Source organism: Ruegeria sp. YTSC230 (genome assembly GCF_059609665.1).
The window spans coordinates 1-17,582 of record NZ_JBXWMC010000003.1 but is presented as its reverse complement, the minus strand read 5'-3'; the positions used below and the strand labels follow the sequence as shown (position 1 = coordinate 17,582).

Genomic DNA, 17,582 nt, shown 5'->3' with positions numbered 1-17,582 from the left:
GTGGGGCCGGAGTGCCCGGCCCCGATCTGTTATTGTTTGACCACGTTGATGAAGGCGGCGTCGTCGTCCAATGCCAGGCTGGTGTCCAGCGTGACATGGTGGAACCGGGCGGCGGCGAAATCGTCGTGGATCGCAAAACCAACCGTATAGGTCTGGCCGGGCTCGAGCGGGACGTCACCCGGCGCGCCCGAGTTCAGCGGCCGGGTAAAGACCACGGTCCACATGCCACCGGACAGGTTCGCCGAGGCGGCGATTTCACCGTCATTGACCACGCGCTGTTCCAGCAGATAGCCGTTTGTCGCGCTGCCATCGGCGTAGACGCGCATCAGGTCTAGATAGGTGCCGTCTGCCAGGTACTGCTCGATCTGTGCTTCGGCCTCCAGCTTGTCCCAACCGCCTAGTGCTTTGCCACGGCGGCCTTTGATTTCGACATCCGTGCGGCTTTCGCTGATGTATTTGGTCACGGTGTCCTGCGCGGACATGCGACCTGCGACGTCGCCATTGGCGGCAATCGCATCCGCGCCGGGGTCAAAGGGCATATAGCTGTTGTCGGCGTGGCACGAAGCCCAGCAGCCTACCTGATCACCCAACTCGATTCCGGTGCCGGTGATCATCATGGCGACCTTTATCTGGTTGTCGGGATCCATTTTGCCGCCATCCACGAAGGGTGCAGGGTTGTGGCCTGCATCCGGCCATTGCAGGCGGACATACAGGTTTTCGTCATCATGTGCTGCCTGAACGGTTGCGTCGATTACGCCGCGTTTGCCGGGGATCGGTGTCGGTTCCAATTCGCCGCCTGCAACAATCTTGTTGCCGATCGTGTCCAGCTCTTTGGCGTGGCAGGTCGTACACTGGTCTCCACCTTTGGTCAGAGGACGCGCGCCGCCGTGGAATTTACCGTTCTGGACCCATTCAAACGAAGCCTGACCGGGGTAGAACAGTTTCAAATCGGCGCTGGCAACCGCGTTCCAGTCGATATCCGCGCCGACATCATCACCACCCCCGCTTGCGGGCGCTGCTGCTTCCTCACCGTTGGATTTGGCGCGTTCTTCGGCCACGGCCGCATCCACCGCCGCAGCGATTTGAGCCTGCACGGCTTCATGCTGCGCTTGTTTGGCGGCTTTCTCGGTCTCGGCTTCCGCGGCTTCCTTGGCTTCGATCCGTTCAAGGCTCGCCATATATTCCGGCGGGATCTGACGGATAAAGTCGGGGTTCGGCGCTTCAAGCTCTTCCAGATACTCTTCGTCGGCCCGGTCGCGGGCGTCCGAGTGCGCAATCCCCTTGTGACAGTCGATACAGGTCTGGCCCACAGTCATCGCGTTCAGGTGCTGTTGACGCGCGCGGGGTTTCTGGAATTCAGGCATCATCGATTCAAAGTCGTGACAGTTGCGGCATTCACGTGAGTCGGTGGCCTTCATCCGTTCCCACTCATTCATCGCCAGATGCACGCGTTTGGCTTCGAACTTCTCACGCGTGTTGATGGTGCCAACCACCTTGCCGTACAGCTCTTTGGACGCCTTGATCTTGCGGATCATCTTGTGGGTCCAGTCCTTGGGCACGTGACAGTCGGAACAGACCGCACCGACACCGGACCGGTTCACGTCATGGATCGTGCCGGTGTATTCTTCGTAGACAAAATCGCGCATCTCGTGACAAGAGATACAGAAATCTTTGGTGTTGGTGGCTTCCATGGCGGTGTTGAAACCACCCCAGAAGATGATGCCGCCGACAAAGGCTGCGGCAATACCAGCCACAGGCATTCCCCACAGGAAATACCGGCGCCAGATCGGTTTTTTCTTATCCGGTTCGGAAGTCATGTCCGGGCTCCGTTTTGGCTGTCTTGTCTGGCCTTGGATGGCAGGCCGGTGAGTTTGGCTAAGTGAACAAACGAGGAAAGGGCGGGCGAGGGGCCCGCCCTTTCCGAAGTTGGTAGAGAATCCGTCAGGTTACGTGGTTCGACCGGTTGTAGACGTTGAATTTGCCGGTCGGTGCAAACAGCCCCTTCACGCGGCCAATCTCTTCCAGCGTCTTGGCGTCGTAGATCACGATCTCACCGTTCGCTTCCTTCGAGGTCGAGCGGTTCCACTTGGAAACCCAAACCTCGGAACCGTCCTGGTTGAACTCGAAGTGGACTGCGACGTTGCCTTCCTCTTCTGTGATCTGGATCGTTTTCACGATCTCACCGGTTGCCTTGTCAATGACCTGCACCGATTGCTGAACCTCAGGCTCAGGGTGCTTGGTCTGGTCGGCCCAGATATAGTCCGATTCCGGGTGTGTCCGAATGAACAGACCGGGTCCGTCGGTTTCCACCTCGTAGCAGACTTTCCAGGCGTCATCCGGACGACCTTCGGGGTCGTTGCCCCACACGGTGACAGTGCCTTCGCCCAAGTGGGTCGTACCGGCAACCGGGCCACAATTCGGGTCTTCCCAGTTGGCGCCCGGGCCGGGGTGCGGCAGCGGCGCCGTGTCGATCATGGCTTCCAACTTGTGGGTTTCGGTATCGACCACAACCATCTTGTTCGACGCGTTCGCGGCGATCTGGAAGTAACGGCCGGTTGGATCAAAGAACCCGTCATGCAGGAACTTGGCGCTGTCGATCTTGTCGATCCGCAGGTTATCCAGATCGGAATAATCGACCTGCCACAGCTGGCCAAGTTCTTTCACAGCTACGATCCAGGTTGGCTCGTTCGGAGTGGTGTAGATCGCGGCAACACGCGCCTCTTCCACATAGTCCCCGTCCACGTTGTAGCCTCGGGTCGAGACAACCTTCTTCGGTTCCATTGTTTCGGCATCGACGATCGCGAAATGCGGCGGCCAATAAGCCCCACCGATCACGTATTTACCATCACCAGAAACGGCCACGTCGCGGGCGTCATAGCCAATGGTGACCTCGGCCACGAGCATATTCTCAGGGTTCTGCCACAGGTCGATCTTGGTCATCTTGCCGTCGCGGCCCATGGTGTACCAGAAGCGGCCAGGGTTTTCCGGCTCTTCCAGTTTATGGTGCTCGGACGCTTTCAGAACGTGCACGGCATAGCCTGTCGGAATATGCGCCAGCACTTCTTTGGTGTCGCCGTCGATCACAGCCACCTTGCCCACGTCACGTTCGATAACCACAAAGAAGTTTTCCCAATTGCGGCCATGCAGCGGCTCGCTTGGGTAATCTTCGGGTTCGACATAGACCTTACGGGTCGCCATCATTTGCTCAAGCGACATTTCCGGCGGCTTGGGTGGCTCCATCTGGATGTAGGTCGCCATATTGCTGATCTCGTCCTCGGACATCACGTCCGAGAAGTTGTTCATCCCGCCTTCGGTGCCCCAGGCGATAATTTTTTCGAGCCGTTCCTGTCCTAGTTTGAGGGTGCCGGATTCGGTCACGGTGCCGTCGGCGTTTTTCGTTTCCACCAATGGTTCAAGGCTTTTGCCCGTCGCACCTTTGCGCAACACGCCGTGACAGCCAGCGCAGCGTTCAAAGTACAATTGTTTTGACGATTCAAAGGCGTCCTTATCAAGGGTTGGCTCTTCGGCGAGTGTCGGAGCAGCGACGCTGCCCAGCAGCATCGCCAAACCGACCCCAAAGGCACGGCCAGTTTTTTTGTAGCTGATTCCAAGTGACATGATCACTCTCCATTTGCTGGTGAGGCAGCGCTAAGGTTGGCGCATCGCAGCCTTCGGCTCCTTGACGAAAGTCAACGGATGGGGCGTAAACCGGGGTAGAGATGCAAAAATTCACCCAAAAAAACCTCAGAAAATCTGTGTTTTAGAGACATGTTTTCCGCCGTTTTGATTTTGGTTAAGTGCCGCGATTAAGCAGGCTGCTAGGGCTTGGAAAAACGACCTAGGAGAGCAGCCATGCCCGCAGTCATCACCCGTATTTTTGGTGAGGGGTTCCGCGTATTCTTTCTGTCCGCCGGGCTGTATGGCCTGTTTGTCGGACTAGTCTGGGGATTGTGGCTGACGGTGCCTTACATGGCGCCGGATTACGGCATGACGCCGCCTATGTGGCATGCGCATGAGATGATCTTTGGCTATGCCACTGCGGCGCTGGGCGGGTTCTTCTTGACGGCGGTGCCAAACTGGACCGGTGCACCTGACGCGCGCGCACGGTTCATCGCCCTTGCGGCAGGGGTATGGCTGGCAGGCCGGATGGCAATGTGGTTTTCGGGTATGCTACCGCCGGTTATGGTTGCCGTGATCGACCTTGCGTTTGTTCCGATCCTTGCAGCCAAGATAGCGACGCTGTTGATCCGCCGGCCGAAACCGCAGAACATGATTTTCCTACTGTTACTCAGCCTGATCTGGATCGCGGACTTGCTGACTCATTTTGAGTGGATCGGGCTGACGGATGACACGTTACAATCCGGGTTGCGGATGGGTTTGCTGACGCTCTGCGCGATGATAGCCATTCTGGGCGGGCGGATCACGCCGGCCTTTACCCGCAACGCCATGAAACGCGCCGGGGCGTCTGAGGCTGACTGGCCCGTTTCCGTCGGTGCGCTGAACAAGGCCGGTATGGGATTGTCGCTTATCTTGCCGCTAAGCGTTCTGGCATCAGGCGATTGGGAAATTGCCGGGGCTGTTGCCCTAACGTTGGGCGTTGTGCAAATCCTGCGCATGGCTCGGTGGCGGACAATTTGGGCTGCGCGTGAACCGATCCTGCTGGCGCTGCATCTGGGGTTGGGCATGCTGGCACTGGGTCTGATCCTGTGGGGCTTGGCGGTGCTGGGTCTTGGCAATGAGGTTGCCGCCCTGCATGTCCTGGGTATCGGTTGCGTAGGTGGCATGACACTGGCGGTCATGAGCCGCGCCGCGCTCGGACATAGTGGTCGCGCGCTGGTCGCACCCGGACCAATGGTTGTGGCCTATGGATTAATGGCGGCGGCGGCGCTGTCGCGTTGGATCGGGGCCGAGCTGGATTCAGGCTATCTGGTTGCGATGCTGTTGTCGGACGGTCTGTGGGTCACTGCTTTTGCGCTGTATCTGGTTGCGATGTGGCCCGCATTGACAGGACCGCGCGCTAAGCAAGACTAGGTACCTTATCGTTTCAAACGATCGAAATCATTCGATCAATGAACGGCTGTTTTTGATGTGGCGTTGCACCATGTGTCGGACCTGTTTGCCTTTGCTCGGGATCGGACGCGCGGATGGCGGCACAAAATCCTCGGTGGTCAGGGCAGGAAACAGCTCCAGCATTTCTGCCCGGGCTGCAAGTGGCACGGTTCTGAGCGCTTCGGCTCCGGCGAACAGGCTTTCTGATGGGGCGCCTTCGGCAAAGACGATCTCATGCTGTTCGAACAGCATGTGAAAATACTCGACCGACTCTGCGTTTTCCTCGACCGTTATGCCGGGAACGCCAACCAGCGCACGAGCAGCCACCAGAATTTCGCTGGTGTTGAACATTCGGATCGCGATGGCCGAGCGCACCAGCATCCGATGCTGTGGCGATACCAATAAGTCGCGCTGCGGCAGTCCGCTGCCCAATGTTCCAGCCGCGATGCGGATCGGGCGAAGTTTGGGCTTTTCTGACAGCTCCTGGCCGGTCAATGCGCGTGCGCCGATCCAGCGAATACGCTGCGGACCCCTGTCCATCGTCACCACCTCATCCCCGACCGCGAGCGCCTCGATAGGGCGCATGCCATCTGGCGTCTCGATCAGCGTACCCTTTGTGAAACACGGCACAACCGTATCAACCGGAATGTCCGGGCCATTGTCGGTCAATTCGATAATAGTGAGCGTCGTGTTCAGAGGAGGGACGCTGCCGCCAATAAAGCCAAGGAAGTAACCCTGCTCAGCGGAGTTGGTATTCATAGACCCGTTGTTGTTGATGTCCCAATCCATGACGCCGATTTCATAAGTATTGCCATCTTCATCACGGACCCGGATGGTGTAATCCCAATCAAACGCGCGCCCAAGATATGTCTGGGTTGGGTCATTGGGAGTTTCATTGGATACGTTATCCCCATCGATGATCGTAGGATCGGCACCGTCGGAAATCGTAATCTGGCTGTATTGAGATATCTGGAATGTAGTATTGACTTGGTAAAGCTGCGCCTGACTGGTCGACATCGTCGAGTCAGAACGGAATGCACCGTAAATATCAATTGCCATCGTTACCCTGACCTTGGTGTGCTTTGCTTCTGCGAGGCCGCGCAAAAGCGTCGCTACTGAGTGCTCACGAAAAAATGTTGCTAAGTCTGGCGACGTTTTTCAAGGCGTTAAAACGGCATTTTTGGGGTATTTAGACCAATTGTAGGTGCAATAGTCTCCCGCAGGCCACACTCGGGTTGGCCTTTTTGTTGCGGGCTCTGAGTGCTTCATCAGCGATGTTTGCCAGTCTTGACTTTCGTTAAGGCGCTGCACGGTCCCCAACTGCATGCTGATCTTCACAAGCTAATCTGCGCAAAGGAGAGCGCGATGCGAGAAGTCATGACCAAGAGCATGGCCCGCAATATTTTCTATGGCGGGTCACTGTTCTTTATTCTTATCTTTCTGGCTTTGTCGGCCCATTCCCACTGGTACATCGTGAATTCCGAGAATGCCGCGAATCTTGATGACAGCGTGGTGCGGGGCAAACACGTCTGGGAAAAACACGCCTGTATCAATTGTCACACGATTCTGGGTGAAGGGGCTTACTTTGCCCCAGAGGTCGGCAACGTGATGACCCGGTGGGATGTTCTGGATGATCCGGAATCGGCCTTTGATGCCCTCAAGGGATGGATGGAAGCACAACCCACAGGCATTCCTGGTCGTCGGCAGATGCCCAATTTCAACCTCAGCGACGAAGAAATCCGTGATCTGACCAACTTTTTGATCTGGACGGACAATATCGACGCTCAGGACTGGCCGCCCAACGAGGCCGGCTGAGGAAGGGAACAGAGTAATGAAATACGAATCCCAAAAAATTGCTTATGCCTACTTTGCCGTAGCGATGGGCTTGTTCGCGATCCAGGTGATCGGCGGTCTGATCGCCGGCTGGATCTATGTATCGCCCAATTTCCTGAGCGAGCTTTTGCCGTTCAACATTGTGCGGATGCTGCACACAAATGCGCTGATCGTCTGGTTGATCCTGGGCTTCTTCGGCGCGGCCTATTTTCTGATCCCGGAAGAGGCCGAGCGTGAGATTCATTCGCCCATGCTGGCATATCTGCAGCTGATCATTCTGGTGGTTGGTACACTGGGCGTGGTTTTGACCTATACGTTCAACCTGTTCGAAGGAAACTGGCTGCTGGGCAAAGAGGGGCGCGAGTTCCTTGAGCAACCCAAATGGGTCAAGGCCGGCATCGTCGTGGCCGCACTGATCTTCCTTTACAACGTGTCGATGACGGTTCTGAAGGGCAAGAAGACCGCGATCACCAACATCTTGCTGCTGGGTCTTTGGGGGCTGGCGCTGCTGTTCCTGTTTGCCTTCTACAACCCTGGCAACCTGTCCTTGGACAAGCAGTACTGGTGGTATGTTGTCCACCTGTGGGTCGAAGGTGTGTGGGAACTGATCATGGCCTCGATCCTTGCCTACCTGATGCTGAAGCTTACCGGTGTTGACCGTGAGGTGGTCGAGAAATGGCTTTATGTCATCGTCGCGGCCGCGTTGTTCTCGGGCATCCTTGGAACTGGGCACCACTACTATTGGATCGGGACACCCGCGTACTGGCAGTGGATCGGTTCGATCTTCTCGAGCCTCGAAGTGATCCCGTTCTTCGCGATGATGGCCTTTGCTTTCGTCATGGTCTGGAAGGGCCGTCGGGACCATCCCAACAAGGCCGCGCTTTTGTGGTCGCTTGGCTGTGCCACGCTGGCCTTCTTTGGCGCCGGGGTATGGGGCTTCCTGCACACGCTGCACGGGGTGAACTACTATACCCACGGTACGCAGATCACCGCAGCCCACGGTCACCTGGCCTTTTACGGTGCCTATGTCTGCCTAAACCTGGCGATCTTCAGCTATGCCATGCCGATCCTCAAAAACCGCGATCCGTACAATCAGGTGATGAACATGGGGTCGTTCTGGCTGATGACCAGCGGCATGGTCTTCATGACCTTCGTGCTGACTTTCGGCGGAACCGTGCAGACGCACATGCAGCGCGTGGTCGGAGACTACTTCATGGACGTGCAAGACCAGATCGCGATCTTCTACTGGATGCGCTTTGGCTCTGGCGTCGTGGTGGTCCTTGGTGCGCTGTTGTTCATCTACTCGGTCTGGGTGCCTCGCAAAGAGATCATCGAGCCGGGCGCAGCTGAAACCCCAGCGGAGTGATGCAAATGGATGGCTCCATTCAAATGGGAACGGGGGCGGCTGACGCCCCCTTCTACCTGCCCCAAAGCGATGAATGCGATGTGTTCACCGCCGCCTATGCCAACAACTTGCCGGTCCTGCTGAAAGGTCCGACAGGCTGCGGAAAAACCCGCTTTGTGGCTCATATGGCCGCGCGCCTTGGCCGTCCGCTTTACACAGTGGCTTGCCACGACGATCTGGCCGCGGCCGACCTGATCGGGCGATACCTACTGAAAGGTGGCGAAACCGTCTGGGTCGATGGCCCGCTAACCCGCGCGGTGCGCGAAGGCGCAATCTGTTACCTCGATGAAGTCGTCGAGGCCCGCAAGGACGTGACTGTCGTGCTGCACCCGTTGACCGACGACCGGCGCATCCTGCCGATCGACCGCACAGGTGAAGAGCTTGAGGCTGCGCCTGGTTTCATGCTGGTGGCGTCTTACAACCCCGGTTATCAGAATATCCTGAAAACCCTGAAACCTTCGACCCGGCAGCGGTTTATCTCGCTGGAGTTCAACTTCCCGTCGCCCCAGATGGAGGCGGAAGTTGTCGCCCAGGAAAGCGGTCTTCCGCTGGAGCGCTGCAAACCACTGGTGCGCCTTGCAGGCAAGCTGCGGGGCCTCAAGGGTCAGGATCTGGAGGAAGGCGTTTCCACCCGTCTGGTCGTCTATGCCGCGACGCTGATCGCACAAGGCATGTCCACCGACCGCGCCATCCTTGCCGCAATGATCGAACCTCTGACGGATGACGAGGATATCAAACGCGGGCTCCTCGATCTTGTCACGGCTGTCTTTGGGTGAGGCCGGCCGATGGTCAAGATCGACTTTGAGCCATGGGAACCCGAAGAAACGATCGGGAAACTGTGGCACACCCTCGCCAGCCGCCTTGATGCACCTGAGGTGCACGTAGGAGCCGCGGTCGACCTCTCTGAGGTCGCGGGGCGGCTGGCAGTCCTTTTCCGAGGGCTGGGAGGTAGTCCGGGCGTTGAATTGCGTCCGGTCTCACCCGAGGTGTCCCGTCATCGTTTGAGCTGGCGTCGCCGGCTTGCTACCGAGACTGAATTGATGCCGCGCGCCTCATTTGATGGCGAGGTTCTGCGCCTGCCAGATCGTCTGGCGGTGTTTCCCGTGCGCGCGGCCAACGGCGCACTGTACGTCTGGCTGGCGGCTGCGGCCGCCCATGCCGGAACCCGAATTGATGACTATGATCCGTTACGCGCCGACTTGACTGCGCTGATCGCCGCTCGACACATGGTCGAGGCGACACTGGAGGACGCCCCCGGCTTGCGCCCACTTTACGCCGAGCTTTGCAGAGGGGTGCTGCATCAACGCGACATTCCCAGCCTTCCACCCGCCGAGGCGGCTGTCGAAGAGCTGATCCGATATAACCTGGGCGAACTTCATCCGTTGTCGGAAAAAGCCGAACAGTTTCTGAAGCTGGACGATGACGTGGTCGCCCCACGCGGCTATCAGCCGATGCGCCCGATACCCTTGTGGCCCGAACTGCGCGCCGTCGGCTTTTCCGAACACAACGAGGTCGAAAATCCAGACACTGAAGGCCCGCCCGAAGAATCTGGCGAGAAAACCCATCGCGCCCGCCGCCGCAAATCGGATCAGGCATCCCGCAGTGACAGTTTCATACTGCACAAGTTCGAAGCCATCCTCAGCTGGGCTGAGTTTCTTAACATCAATCGCCGTATCGATGACGATGATCCCGACAACGCCAAAAAGGCTGCCGACGACCAAGAAGAGATTGGCCTTGGACAAATCTCAAAAGCCCCGCCCACCAAGCTGAAACTGCATCTGGACCTCGCCCCTGAGGATGTGAACCGAGAGCGTTTGTCGGGCCGTATCCTCTATCCCGAATGGGATGTGCGTTCGGGTCGGTATCTGCCCGATCATGTCAATGTTCTGCTCTCGGATGCAGATATCCGCGAAGACGCGGCGGAGTTTGGCAAGGACCCAGCCACCGCCCGCCGTATCCGCGCGGTCAAGCGCCAGTTCGAGGCGTTGCGCCCCGGTCGTATCATGACGCGCGGCCATCTGGATGGCGACCAACTGGATATCGAGGCCGCCGTACGGGCACAGGTTGATCGCTGCGCAAATGGTGAAGGAACCGAGCGTATCTGGATGCAATCCCGTCCCGAAGCGCGCGACCTTGCCGTCTCGATCCTGCTGGATGTCAGCCGCTCCACTGAAAGCGCCGTCACAGGACGGGCCGTGATCGACATCGCGCGCGAGGCACTGGCCGCGCTGGCCTGGGGCCTGAACGCCTGTGGTGACGATTTCGCCATCCACGCCTTCAGTTCGCTAAAACGCCAACGCGTCTACGTCCAGCGCTGCAAGCGCTTTGATGAGCCGATGGGTACGACTGTCGAACAGCGCATCGCGTCGCTGCGGCCGGGCCATTACACGCGGCTTGGGGCCGCGATCCGCCATTGCTCGGCCGATCTAGCAGGTCAAAGCCGAAAGCGGCGGTTGCTGTTGGTCATCACCGATGGCAAGCCTAACGATCTGGACCATTACGAGGGGCGCCATGGTATCGAAGATACCTGCATGGCCGTCCGCGAGGCGCGCCGCGCCGGGCATTCGGTGTTCGGTGTGACCATCGACAAAACCGGCAAAAGCTGGTTCCCGCGAATGTTCGGACAAGGTGGGTTTGCGGTCATCCCCGACCCGCACCGCCTGACCATGGCGCTGCCGCAGATCTACCGCCAATTGGTCGGCGCATGAGCGATACCTCCCTGATCGACGAGCTTCCAGGTGAGTTGTTGATGTGGGTGCTCATCATCTCGGAGCTGTTGGTATTCGGGGCAGGCTTGATCGCCTTCATGGCCGTTCGCCTGACCGACCCTGCGGGCTTTGCCGAGGCGCAGTCGCATCTTTATCGCACGGGTGCGGCCTTCAATACAGCAGTGCTGGTCACGTCAGGTTACCTCGCCGCGCAGGCGCTGAACTGGCGCAAGGCGGCACGCCGTGGTGCCGCGCGTCTTGCCTTGATCGGTGCTGCCCTGCTGGGAGTAGTGTTCCTGATCATCAAAGGTGTTGAGTACACGGGAAAAGCGGCGCAGGGGATTACGTTTGAGACCCACCCGTTTTTCATGTTCTACTACCTGCTGACCGGGTTTCACGCAGCACATGTGTTGGCAGGGGTGGGTATCCTGGTGCTCGTTGCCTGGCGCGACGATGCACGCAATATCGAGGCTGGCGCTCAGTTCTGGCACATGGTCGACCTGGTATGGATCATGCTGTTTCCCGTGATTTACCTTCTGGGATAGGCACCGTGTCACAGGCTTCATCTTTTTTCAAATGCGCCCGCCAGAGGCTCACGAACTCACTCCCGCGCGCCTGGCTTACATTGCTTGTGCTAAGCGTTGTTTCCGCATTGTTGACCATGTTGCCTGTGCCGCCGGAACTTCTGAGTGTCGGTATCCTGATCCTCGCGCTGATCAAAGCCCGCGTTATCCTTGCATTGTATCTGGACCTCGCAAAAAGTCAGGTCTGGCTGCGCGGGTTCACAGCGGTGCTGACCGGCTTTGTGCTCGTCATCTTTTCCCTCTACCTCATGTGACCAAAGAAAAAGCCGCCTTCAAGAGCGGCAAGTTCTCAGGTGCGATTGGGCACCATGGCTATTGAGCTGCCATCGGCATCCGCGCGATCTGGCAGCGGTGCCACAAGGCCGACAGGGCGCCGACCAGATGGTCAATATCCTCGTCCGTATGCACAGGCGAAGGGGTGATCCGCAAACGCTCGGCCCCTTTGGGCACGGTTGGGTAGTTGATCGGCTGGATATAGATACCGAACTCTTCCAACAGCGTATCCGAGATGAATTTGCATTTCACCGGATCGCCTACCATCACGGGGATGATATGGCTGGGGTTAGGAAGGTGAGGAATCCCTTCGGCATCCAGTCGGGCACGTACCTGCCCCACGCGTGCTTTTTGAAGATCACGTTCGGCATTCGACTGTTTCAAATGCCGGATCGAGGCCGCAGCACCAGCTGCAATCGCGGGGGGCAAGGCGGTCGTAAAGATGAACCCGCTGGCAAAACTGCGCACGAAATCGCACAGCGCAGCCGAAGCGGCGATGTAACCGCCAACCACGCCGAATGCTTTGCCCAGCGTGCCTTCGATCACGGTCAGCCGGTCCATCAGCCCCTCACGCTCGGCAATGCCACCGCCACGGGGGCCGTAAAGACCAACGGCGTGAACTTCATCCAGATAGGTCATCGCGCCGTATTTGTCGGCCAGATCACAGATTTCTTTGATCGGAGCGATGTCGCCATCCATCGAATAGACAGATTCAAACGCGATCATCTTGGGCGCGTTGGGGGCGGTCGCGGCCAGTTTCGCCTCGAGGTCTTCAAGGTCGTTGTGCTTCCAGATGACCTTTTGCGCGCGCGAATGGCGGATGCCTTCGATCATCGACGCGTGATTCAACGCATCAGAGAAAACGATCAGGCCGGGGATTTTGGCCGCCAGAGTTCCCAGCGCGGCCCAGTTCGAGACGTAGCCCGAAGTGAACAGCAACGCGGCCTCTTTCCCGTGCAGATCGGCCAGTTCATTTTCCAGCAGCACGTGGTCATGTGTTGTGCCCGAGATGTTGCGCGTGCCACCCGCACCTGCACCGCAGCGATCCAGTGCGTCATGCATCGCACCAATCACCTCCGAATGCTGCCCCATGCCCAAATAGTCGTTGGAACACCAGATCCGCACATCTCGCTGCACCGCTCCATCAGTCTGGCGCGCGTTCGGGAAGGCCCCGCAGTTCCGTTGCAGATCTATGAAAACGCGATAGTTTCCTTCATCCCGCAAATCATCAAGGCTCTGGGTGAAAAATCGCTGGTAGTCCATCTCACACACTCCCGGGAATACTGGCTTTGACCTGAGGTTAGGCATGGTGGCGGTGCGATGACATGACAATTGTCAAGTTGTGGCGCAGGAAAAAGCTGGTGCAGAGGATTCAGGTTTGGCATAGCCATAAGGCAACGAATGTACCGGCTGAGAGATTGGCCAGGGAAAAAGGGGGCACTTCTTGGCCCATGAAACACAAAAGGCAATCGCCAGACAGTCGTTACTGCTGAAAAGCCTGCCAGAGCACCATATCGACAAACTGCTCAGCCATGCGATCTGGCGGCGCTACGACCGGGGTGAGACGATCTTTCTGCAGGAGGAAGAAGCCAAGGCCGTACACGTTGTTCTGGCGGGTTGGGTCAAGCTGTTTCGCATGGCGCCGACTGGGGCCGAGGCCGTCGTCAGCGTCTTTACCCGTGGCGAAAGCTTTGGTGAGGCGGTCGCGCTGCGCAATGTGCCTTACCCAGTCTCTGCCGAGGCAGTTTCGGCCTGCGAAATCATGCATATTCCCAGCCCACTTCTTTTGTCCCTGATGCGCGAAGACCCTGAGATTGGCGTGTCGATCCTGGCTTCGACCTTTACCCATTTGCATTCACTGGTCGCGCAGCTGGAGCAACTCAAGGCCCAAACCGGCGCGCAAAGAGTGGCCGAGTTTTTGCTGAACCTGTCCGACAAGGTGTCCGGCGGCTGCGAGGTTGAGCTGCCTTATGATAAAATGCTGATTGCCGGGCGCTTGGGCATGAAACCCGAAAGTCTGAGCCGGGCGTTTTCGCGACTCAAGCCGGTGGGTGTGAAGATCAATCGCAATCACGCCGAAATCGCGGATATCCAAAGCCTGCGTGACTATGCCGAACGCGACTCGTCCGAGAAGTAGCGCACATTCCGCTTCGATAGGGTTATTAGCGCAGACATTTTGGCATATTTGCTAGCGTTTTTTCGCATGTTTGTGTACAATGATGCCAGTTCTGCCGCGTATTTCGGCGGGGGGTGCAGCATGACACACGACCGCAACGGTGGCCCTGACAGGCCGCCCTTGGTTGCGCTCAGCGTCGCCAAGGTCGCTCTTTCGGTTCGGGCCAAGCTGCTGGTGGCTTTTCTAGGAATAACCGGTCTGCTGGTCTGTTTGGTGTTGTTTGGTCTATATGCTTTGCATCAGGCCAATCTGCGGTCCGAGACGATGATGCGCGATCAGGAGCGTATTGCGTTTTTTAATGACACCCACACGACGATCTCGAACCTGAACACACATCTACTGTCCTTGTTCGTTCCGCAAAACCTGAAAGACTTTCCTCGTCAGAACGGATTTCTGGGAGCTTCTACGCGTTCGATACTTCACGTTTCGGCAGCACTAGAGCGTAACCTTGCCCTTGGTTTTCGCAGTTTCGGGCAGCCCGGAATGCCGGATGCGCAGGCGATTGCGAACCTTCGATCTGACCTTCAGGACATTTTACCGGCAATCACTGAACTGCGCCGTCTAAACCGCGAAGGCAATCTGTTAGCCGCAGCGCAACACGGTATCGACCACATGTTCGAGCCGCTCCAAGCCATGCAGCGCGAGGCGTATACCGTGGCGCAGAATGTCGAACAGGAAGTGCGCGAACTGGCGCGGACTACAGAACAAGCATATTTGACTTCACGCCTAAGCATCACGGCTGCGGCGATCGCGGCGATTGGGATTGCCCTTTTGTTGGGATATTCGATTTCGTCGTCCCTGTTGTGGCCGATCGAACGTATCCATGCGGTGCTCAGCAAGCTGTCCCGGGGTGGGTTCGACAACCGGATTACGGTTCCCAATCGGGACGAACTGGGCGAGCTGGCAAACCACGTGAACCAGACCAGCGAAAAACTGGGTGCGCTTTACGGGCAAGTCGAAGTGCAAAAAGCCCAACTAGCTGATTTGAATGCAGCGCTGGAAACTCGGGTCGCCAACCAGATAGAAGAGATCGAGCGCACCAATCGTCTGAAACGTTTCTTGCCGGCGCAGGTGGCAGCGATGATTGTCGGCGCGACGGATGAGGCGGATGTCTTGAGAACCCGTAAGGCCGAGATCACGGTTCTTTTTGCTGATCTGCGCGGGTTCACGGCCTTCGCCACCGTTGCCAATGCGGATCAGGTTGTCGCGGCGCTCAACTCATTTCACGGCACTTGCGGGCCGCTTGTTGAGGCCTGCGGGGGAACATTGGAACGGTTTCTTGGCGACGGTTTGATGGTTTTGTTCGGCGCGCCGGTGCCGCTGGATGATGCAGCGCAGAGAGCCGTTGATCTGGCCCAGAAAATGCAAGTGGATGTTCGAAAGGCGATGGTCCCATACAGGGCGGGTATAGCGCAGCATGGTCTTGGCCTCGGCATTGGGATCGCAACGGGCGCAGCGACCTTGGGTCGGATCGGTTTTGAGGGTCGTCTGGATTACTCGGCCATCGGGCCTGCGCCCAATCTGGCGGCACGCCTGTGTGAAATCGCCAAGGACGGTCAGGTGCTTGTCTCAAATGCAACTGCGCGTCAGGTCCGGATAGATATGACCCCGGCGGGACCGTTCGATCTTAAAGGCATTGGAACCCGCGTTTCGGCCTTTGAATTGGCGCGTCTGGTCGAAAGCCGGGCGGCGCCTCACGTTTGTGCCCCCTATCCCTGACAAATGCAGGGAGTTGAGCCCGTCGTAACTTCAAAAGGCGGGGTCCGGCGGTCATGTGCCAGCGATGAGCGCGCCTACAACCTACAAGACTGAGCCAACCAAAACGGCTTCAGTGCGCACTCTGAAGACGGCCCAATGGGAACGGCAACTCACCCGACGCGTGGGTCAGCGAGTGTGTTTGACTTAAGGTGAGAGTGACGAACCGACTGTTTGCCGGGGCGCGGTCCTTTTCGTCCTACCTGGCGGATAACTGTCCCGCAAAGCGTTGATTTCGGATGTCGTCCGGGGATGTCTTGTAATGGGCGCGAAAGGCGCGCCCCAAAGCGACGGCAGAAGAGAACCCGGTGGCCGCCGAAATCTCTCGCTGCGACAGATCCGTTGTCCGAAGTAACGTGTCAGCCCGTTCCAGACGCAACTCTCTGTACGTTGTCAAAAGCTTTGTGCCGGTTCTGTTCAGGAACCGACGCTGCAACTGTCGGGTAGACGTACCCAGCATTTGCGCCAGATCCGAGATCCGCAACGGCTCCTCAAGATTATCACTCATCGTTTCGATGGCTCGTCGCACTTGTGGATCGGCCTCGGACCTTTGGAAAAGCCGGATTGCAAGATGGCTTTTGGCGGTCCTTTTAGGCTCGGACAGTCCGATGTATCCGCGCAGAGTGTCTGCGAGGTGCTCTCCGTGATCGATCGAAACGAAATTGGACAACAGCCGTAATGCGCTTAACCGGGTCGATGCGCTGTGCAAACGGTTATCATTGGCCATGTGGATACCCGATCCATCTTCGATCAGTCCGATTTCCTGCGCTGCGGCCGTGAAGTTGGGGTGCACCGCGGCGACTGTTTTTTCTGCCCGCCCGATCTGAGCAAGCAGCAAAACGGCGCTGCCGACAAATATTGTGCGCGACGACAGGTTCACAACCTGTGAGGTCCAGGATTTCTCAGAGTCATTCAACCGCCAGTTTTCGTGGATATCCCCCCAAAACAGTGCCGTTCGCCCAGACCAGTACAGCGGCCCTTCGACCGGATCTTTAGCCAACCTGCGAATGTTGATGATGTAAGAATGATGTTCGACCAGCCTGTTCAAGGCATCAAAGAAATCCAGGACGATCTGTGCAGATGCTTCGGTGTCCTCGCCAGAGAGGACAACATCGACGTGATGATTTCTGTTGGGTGTTTGCCTGGCAACGCAGGCTTGCCGTGAACGGGCATTTTTGAGGACATAGTGTTTCATTGTTCCTCCACCTGATGGTCTTTGGCTTTGCCCTTCGGGGCACCGCCCATTTCTTATGGCCGACCCCCATAATTTCGGGGGTCGGTCGTGAGTTTCAGCCCGCTTACTCAGCGGCTTCTTCGTATGCGTCCATTGGGGGGCATGTGCAGATTAGGTTTCTGTCGCCATATGCGTTGTCGACGCGGTTTACGGGGGACCAGTATTTGTCGACGCCCATGGAGCCTGGGGGGAAGCAGGCCTGTTCGCGGCTATAGGGCCGGTCCCAGTCGCCGACCAGATCGCGCACCGTGTGGGGGGCGTTTTTCAGCGGGTTGTTCTCCGCGTCGATCTTGCCGTCGATGATGTCCTGCGCCTCGGCCCGGATGGACAGCATGGCGTCGCAGAAGCGGTCCAGTTCGTCCTTTGGTTCAGATTCCGTGGGTTCCACCATCAGGGTGCCAGCGACCGGCCAGGACATGGTCGGCGCGTGGAAGCCGCTATCGACCAGACGCTTGGCGATGTCGTCGACGCTGACTTGGGCCGCCTCGTCCAGCGGGCGGGTATCCAGGATGCATTCATGCGCCACACGGCCCGTGTCCGAGGTGTAGAGGATCGGATAGGCATC

General features: G+C 57.9%; 14 protein-coding genes and 1 pseudogene. 9 read left to right on the top strand and 6 right to left on the bottom strand.

All coding sequences use genetic code 11. The annotated features are described in order from the left end of the window. Positions 1-29: 29 nt before the first annotated feature. On the bottom strand, positions 30-1,817 hold the full coding sequence (locus AC2FD9_RS07145) for a NapC/NirT family cytochrome c (protein ID WP_496836092.1): 1,788 nt from the start codon (positions 1,815-1,817) through the stop codon (positions 30-32). Between the two features lie 124 nt (positions 1,818-1,941). Continuing rightward, positions 1,942-3,618 (bottom strand): cytochrome D1 domain-containing protein, encoded by a 1,677-nt coding sequence (locus AC2FD9_RS07140; protein WP_058277288.1) that lies wholly within the window; start codon positions 3,616-3,618, stop codon positions 1,942-1,944. Between the two features lie 234 nt (positions 3,619-3,852). Here AC2FD9_RS07140 and AC2FD9_RS07135 point away from each other — a divergent pair, with 234 nt between their 5' ends. Then, positions 3,853-5,031, top strand: coding sequence for an NnrS family protein (locus AC2FD9_RS07135; RefSeq protein WP_496836091.1), 1,179 nt, complete (start codon positions 3,853-3,855; stop codon positions 5,029-5,031). Positions 5,032-5,058: 27 nt separating this feature from the next. Here the strand turns inward: AC2FD9_RS07135 and AC2FD9_RS07130 are convergent, their stop codons facing one another. After that, positions 5,059-6,108, bottom strand: a complete 1,050-nt coding sequence (locus tag AC2FD9_RS07130; RefSeq protein WP_282170250.1) for a Hint domain-containing protein — start codon at positions 6,106-6,108, stop codon at positions 5,059-5,061. Between the two features lie 306 nt (positions 6,109-6,414). Here AC2FD9_RS07130 and AC2FD9_RS07125 point away from each other — a divergent pair, with 306 nt between their 5' ends. Genes AC2FD9_RS07125 through AC2FD9_RS07100 form a run of 6 tightly spaced genes read left to right on the top strand, consistent with a single transcriptional unit; the run spans position 6,415 to position 11,833 of the window. Continuing rightward, on the top strand, positions 6,415-6,864 hold the full coding sequence (locus AC2FD9_RS07125) for a c-type cytochrome (RefSeq protein ID WP_058275223.1): 450 nt from the start codon (positions 6,415-6,417) through the stop codon (positions 6,862-6,864). A 16-nt stretch (positions 6,865-6,880) separates the two neighbouring features. After that, on the top strand, positions 6,881-8,248 hold the full coding sequence (locus tag AC2FD9_RS07120; RefSeq protein ID WP_058274912.1) for a cbb3-type cytochrome c oxidase subunit I: 1,368 nt from the start codon (positions 6,881-6,883) through the stop codon (positions 8,246-8,248). Positions 8,249-8,253: 5 nt separating this feature from the next. After that, the gene (locus AC2FD9_RS07115; RefSeq protein WP_109313848.1) at positions 8,254-9,063 is read left to right on the top strand and encodes a CbbQ/NirQ/NorQ/GpvN family protein; all 810 of its coding nucleotides are present in this window, start codon (positions 8,254-8,256) and stop codon (positions 9,061-9,063) included. A gap of 9 nt (positions 9,064-9,072) precedes the next feature. Next, positions 9,073-10,995 (top strand): nitric oxide reductase activation protein NorD, encoded by a 1,923-nt coding sequence (locus AC2FD9_RS07110; RefSeq protein WP_496836089.1) that lies wholly within the window; start codon positions 9,073-9,075, stop codon positions 10,993-10,995. After that, positions 10,992-11,540: a cytochrome c oxidase subunit 3 gene (locus AC2FD9_RS07105; protein ID WP_472722759.1), complete on the top strand. Its 549-nt coding sequence runs from the start codon at positions 10,992-10,994 to the stop codon at positions 11,538-11,540. Before AC2FD9_RS07110 ends, AC2FD9_RS07105 begins: the two co-directional genes overlap by 4 nt. Further along, complete coding sequence (locus AC2FD9_RS07100; protein ID WP_496836087.1) at positions 11,501-11,833, top strand: cytochrome C oxidase subunit IV family protein; 333 nt, start codon at positions 11,501-11,503, stop codon at positions 11,831-11,833. Before AC2FD9_RS07105 ends, AC2FD9_RS07100 begins: the two co-directional genes overlap by 40 nt. A gap of 58 nt (positions 11,834-11,891) precedes the next feature. On the opposite strand, the gene hemA is transcribed toward AC2FD9_RS07100, so the two are convergent. Further along, entirely contained in the window at positions 11,892-13,115 is a 1,224-nt protein-coding gene (gene hemA, locus AC2FD9_RS07095) for a 5-aminolevulinate synthase (protein WP_496836086.1), read from the bottom strand. Positions 13,116-13,296: 181 nt separating this feature from the next. On the opposite strand from hemA, the gene AC2FD9_RS07090 reads away from it, so the two are divergent. Further along, entirely contained in the window at positions 13,297-13,989 is a 693-nt protein-coding gene (locus AC2FD9_RS07090) for a Crp/Fnr family transcriptional regulator (protein WP_058274905.1), read from the top strand. A gap of 120 nt (positions 13,990-14,109) precedes the next feature. Then, on the top strand, positions 14,110-15,747 hold the full coding sequence (locus AC2FD9_RS07085; RefSeq protein ID WP_282121479.1) for an adenylate/guanylate cyclase domain-containing protein: 1,638 nt from the start codon (positions 14,110-14,112) through the stop codon (positions 15,745-15,747). A 235-nt stretch (positions 15,748-15,982) separates the two neighbouring features. On the opposite strand, the gene AC2FD9_RS07080 is transcribed toward AC2FD9_RS07085, so the two are convergent. Both AC2FD9_RS07080 and AC2FD9_RS07075 read right to left on the bottom strand, forming a co-directional pair. Further along, positions 15,983-16,978 carry a helix-turn-helix domain-containing protein gene (locus tag AC2FD9_RS07080; RefSeq protein WP_282170256.1) on the bottom strand — a complete coding sequence of 332 codons (996 nt, stop codon included), beginning with the start codon at positions 16,976-16,978 and terminating at the stop codon, positions 15,983-15,985. A gap of 103 nt (positions 16,979-17,081) precedes the next feature. Next, positions 17,082-17,582 (bottom strand): annotated as a pseudogene (locus tag AC2FD9_RS07075) (glycine dehydrogenase (aminomethyl-transferring)); the annotation flags it as partial.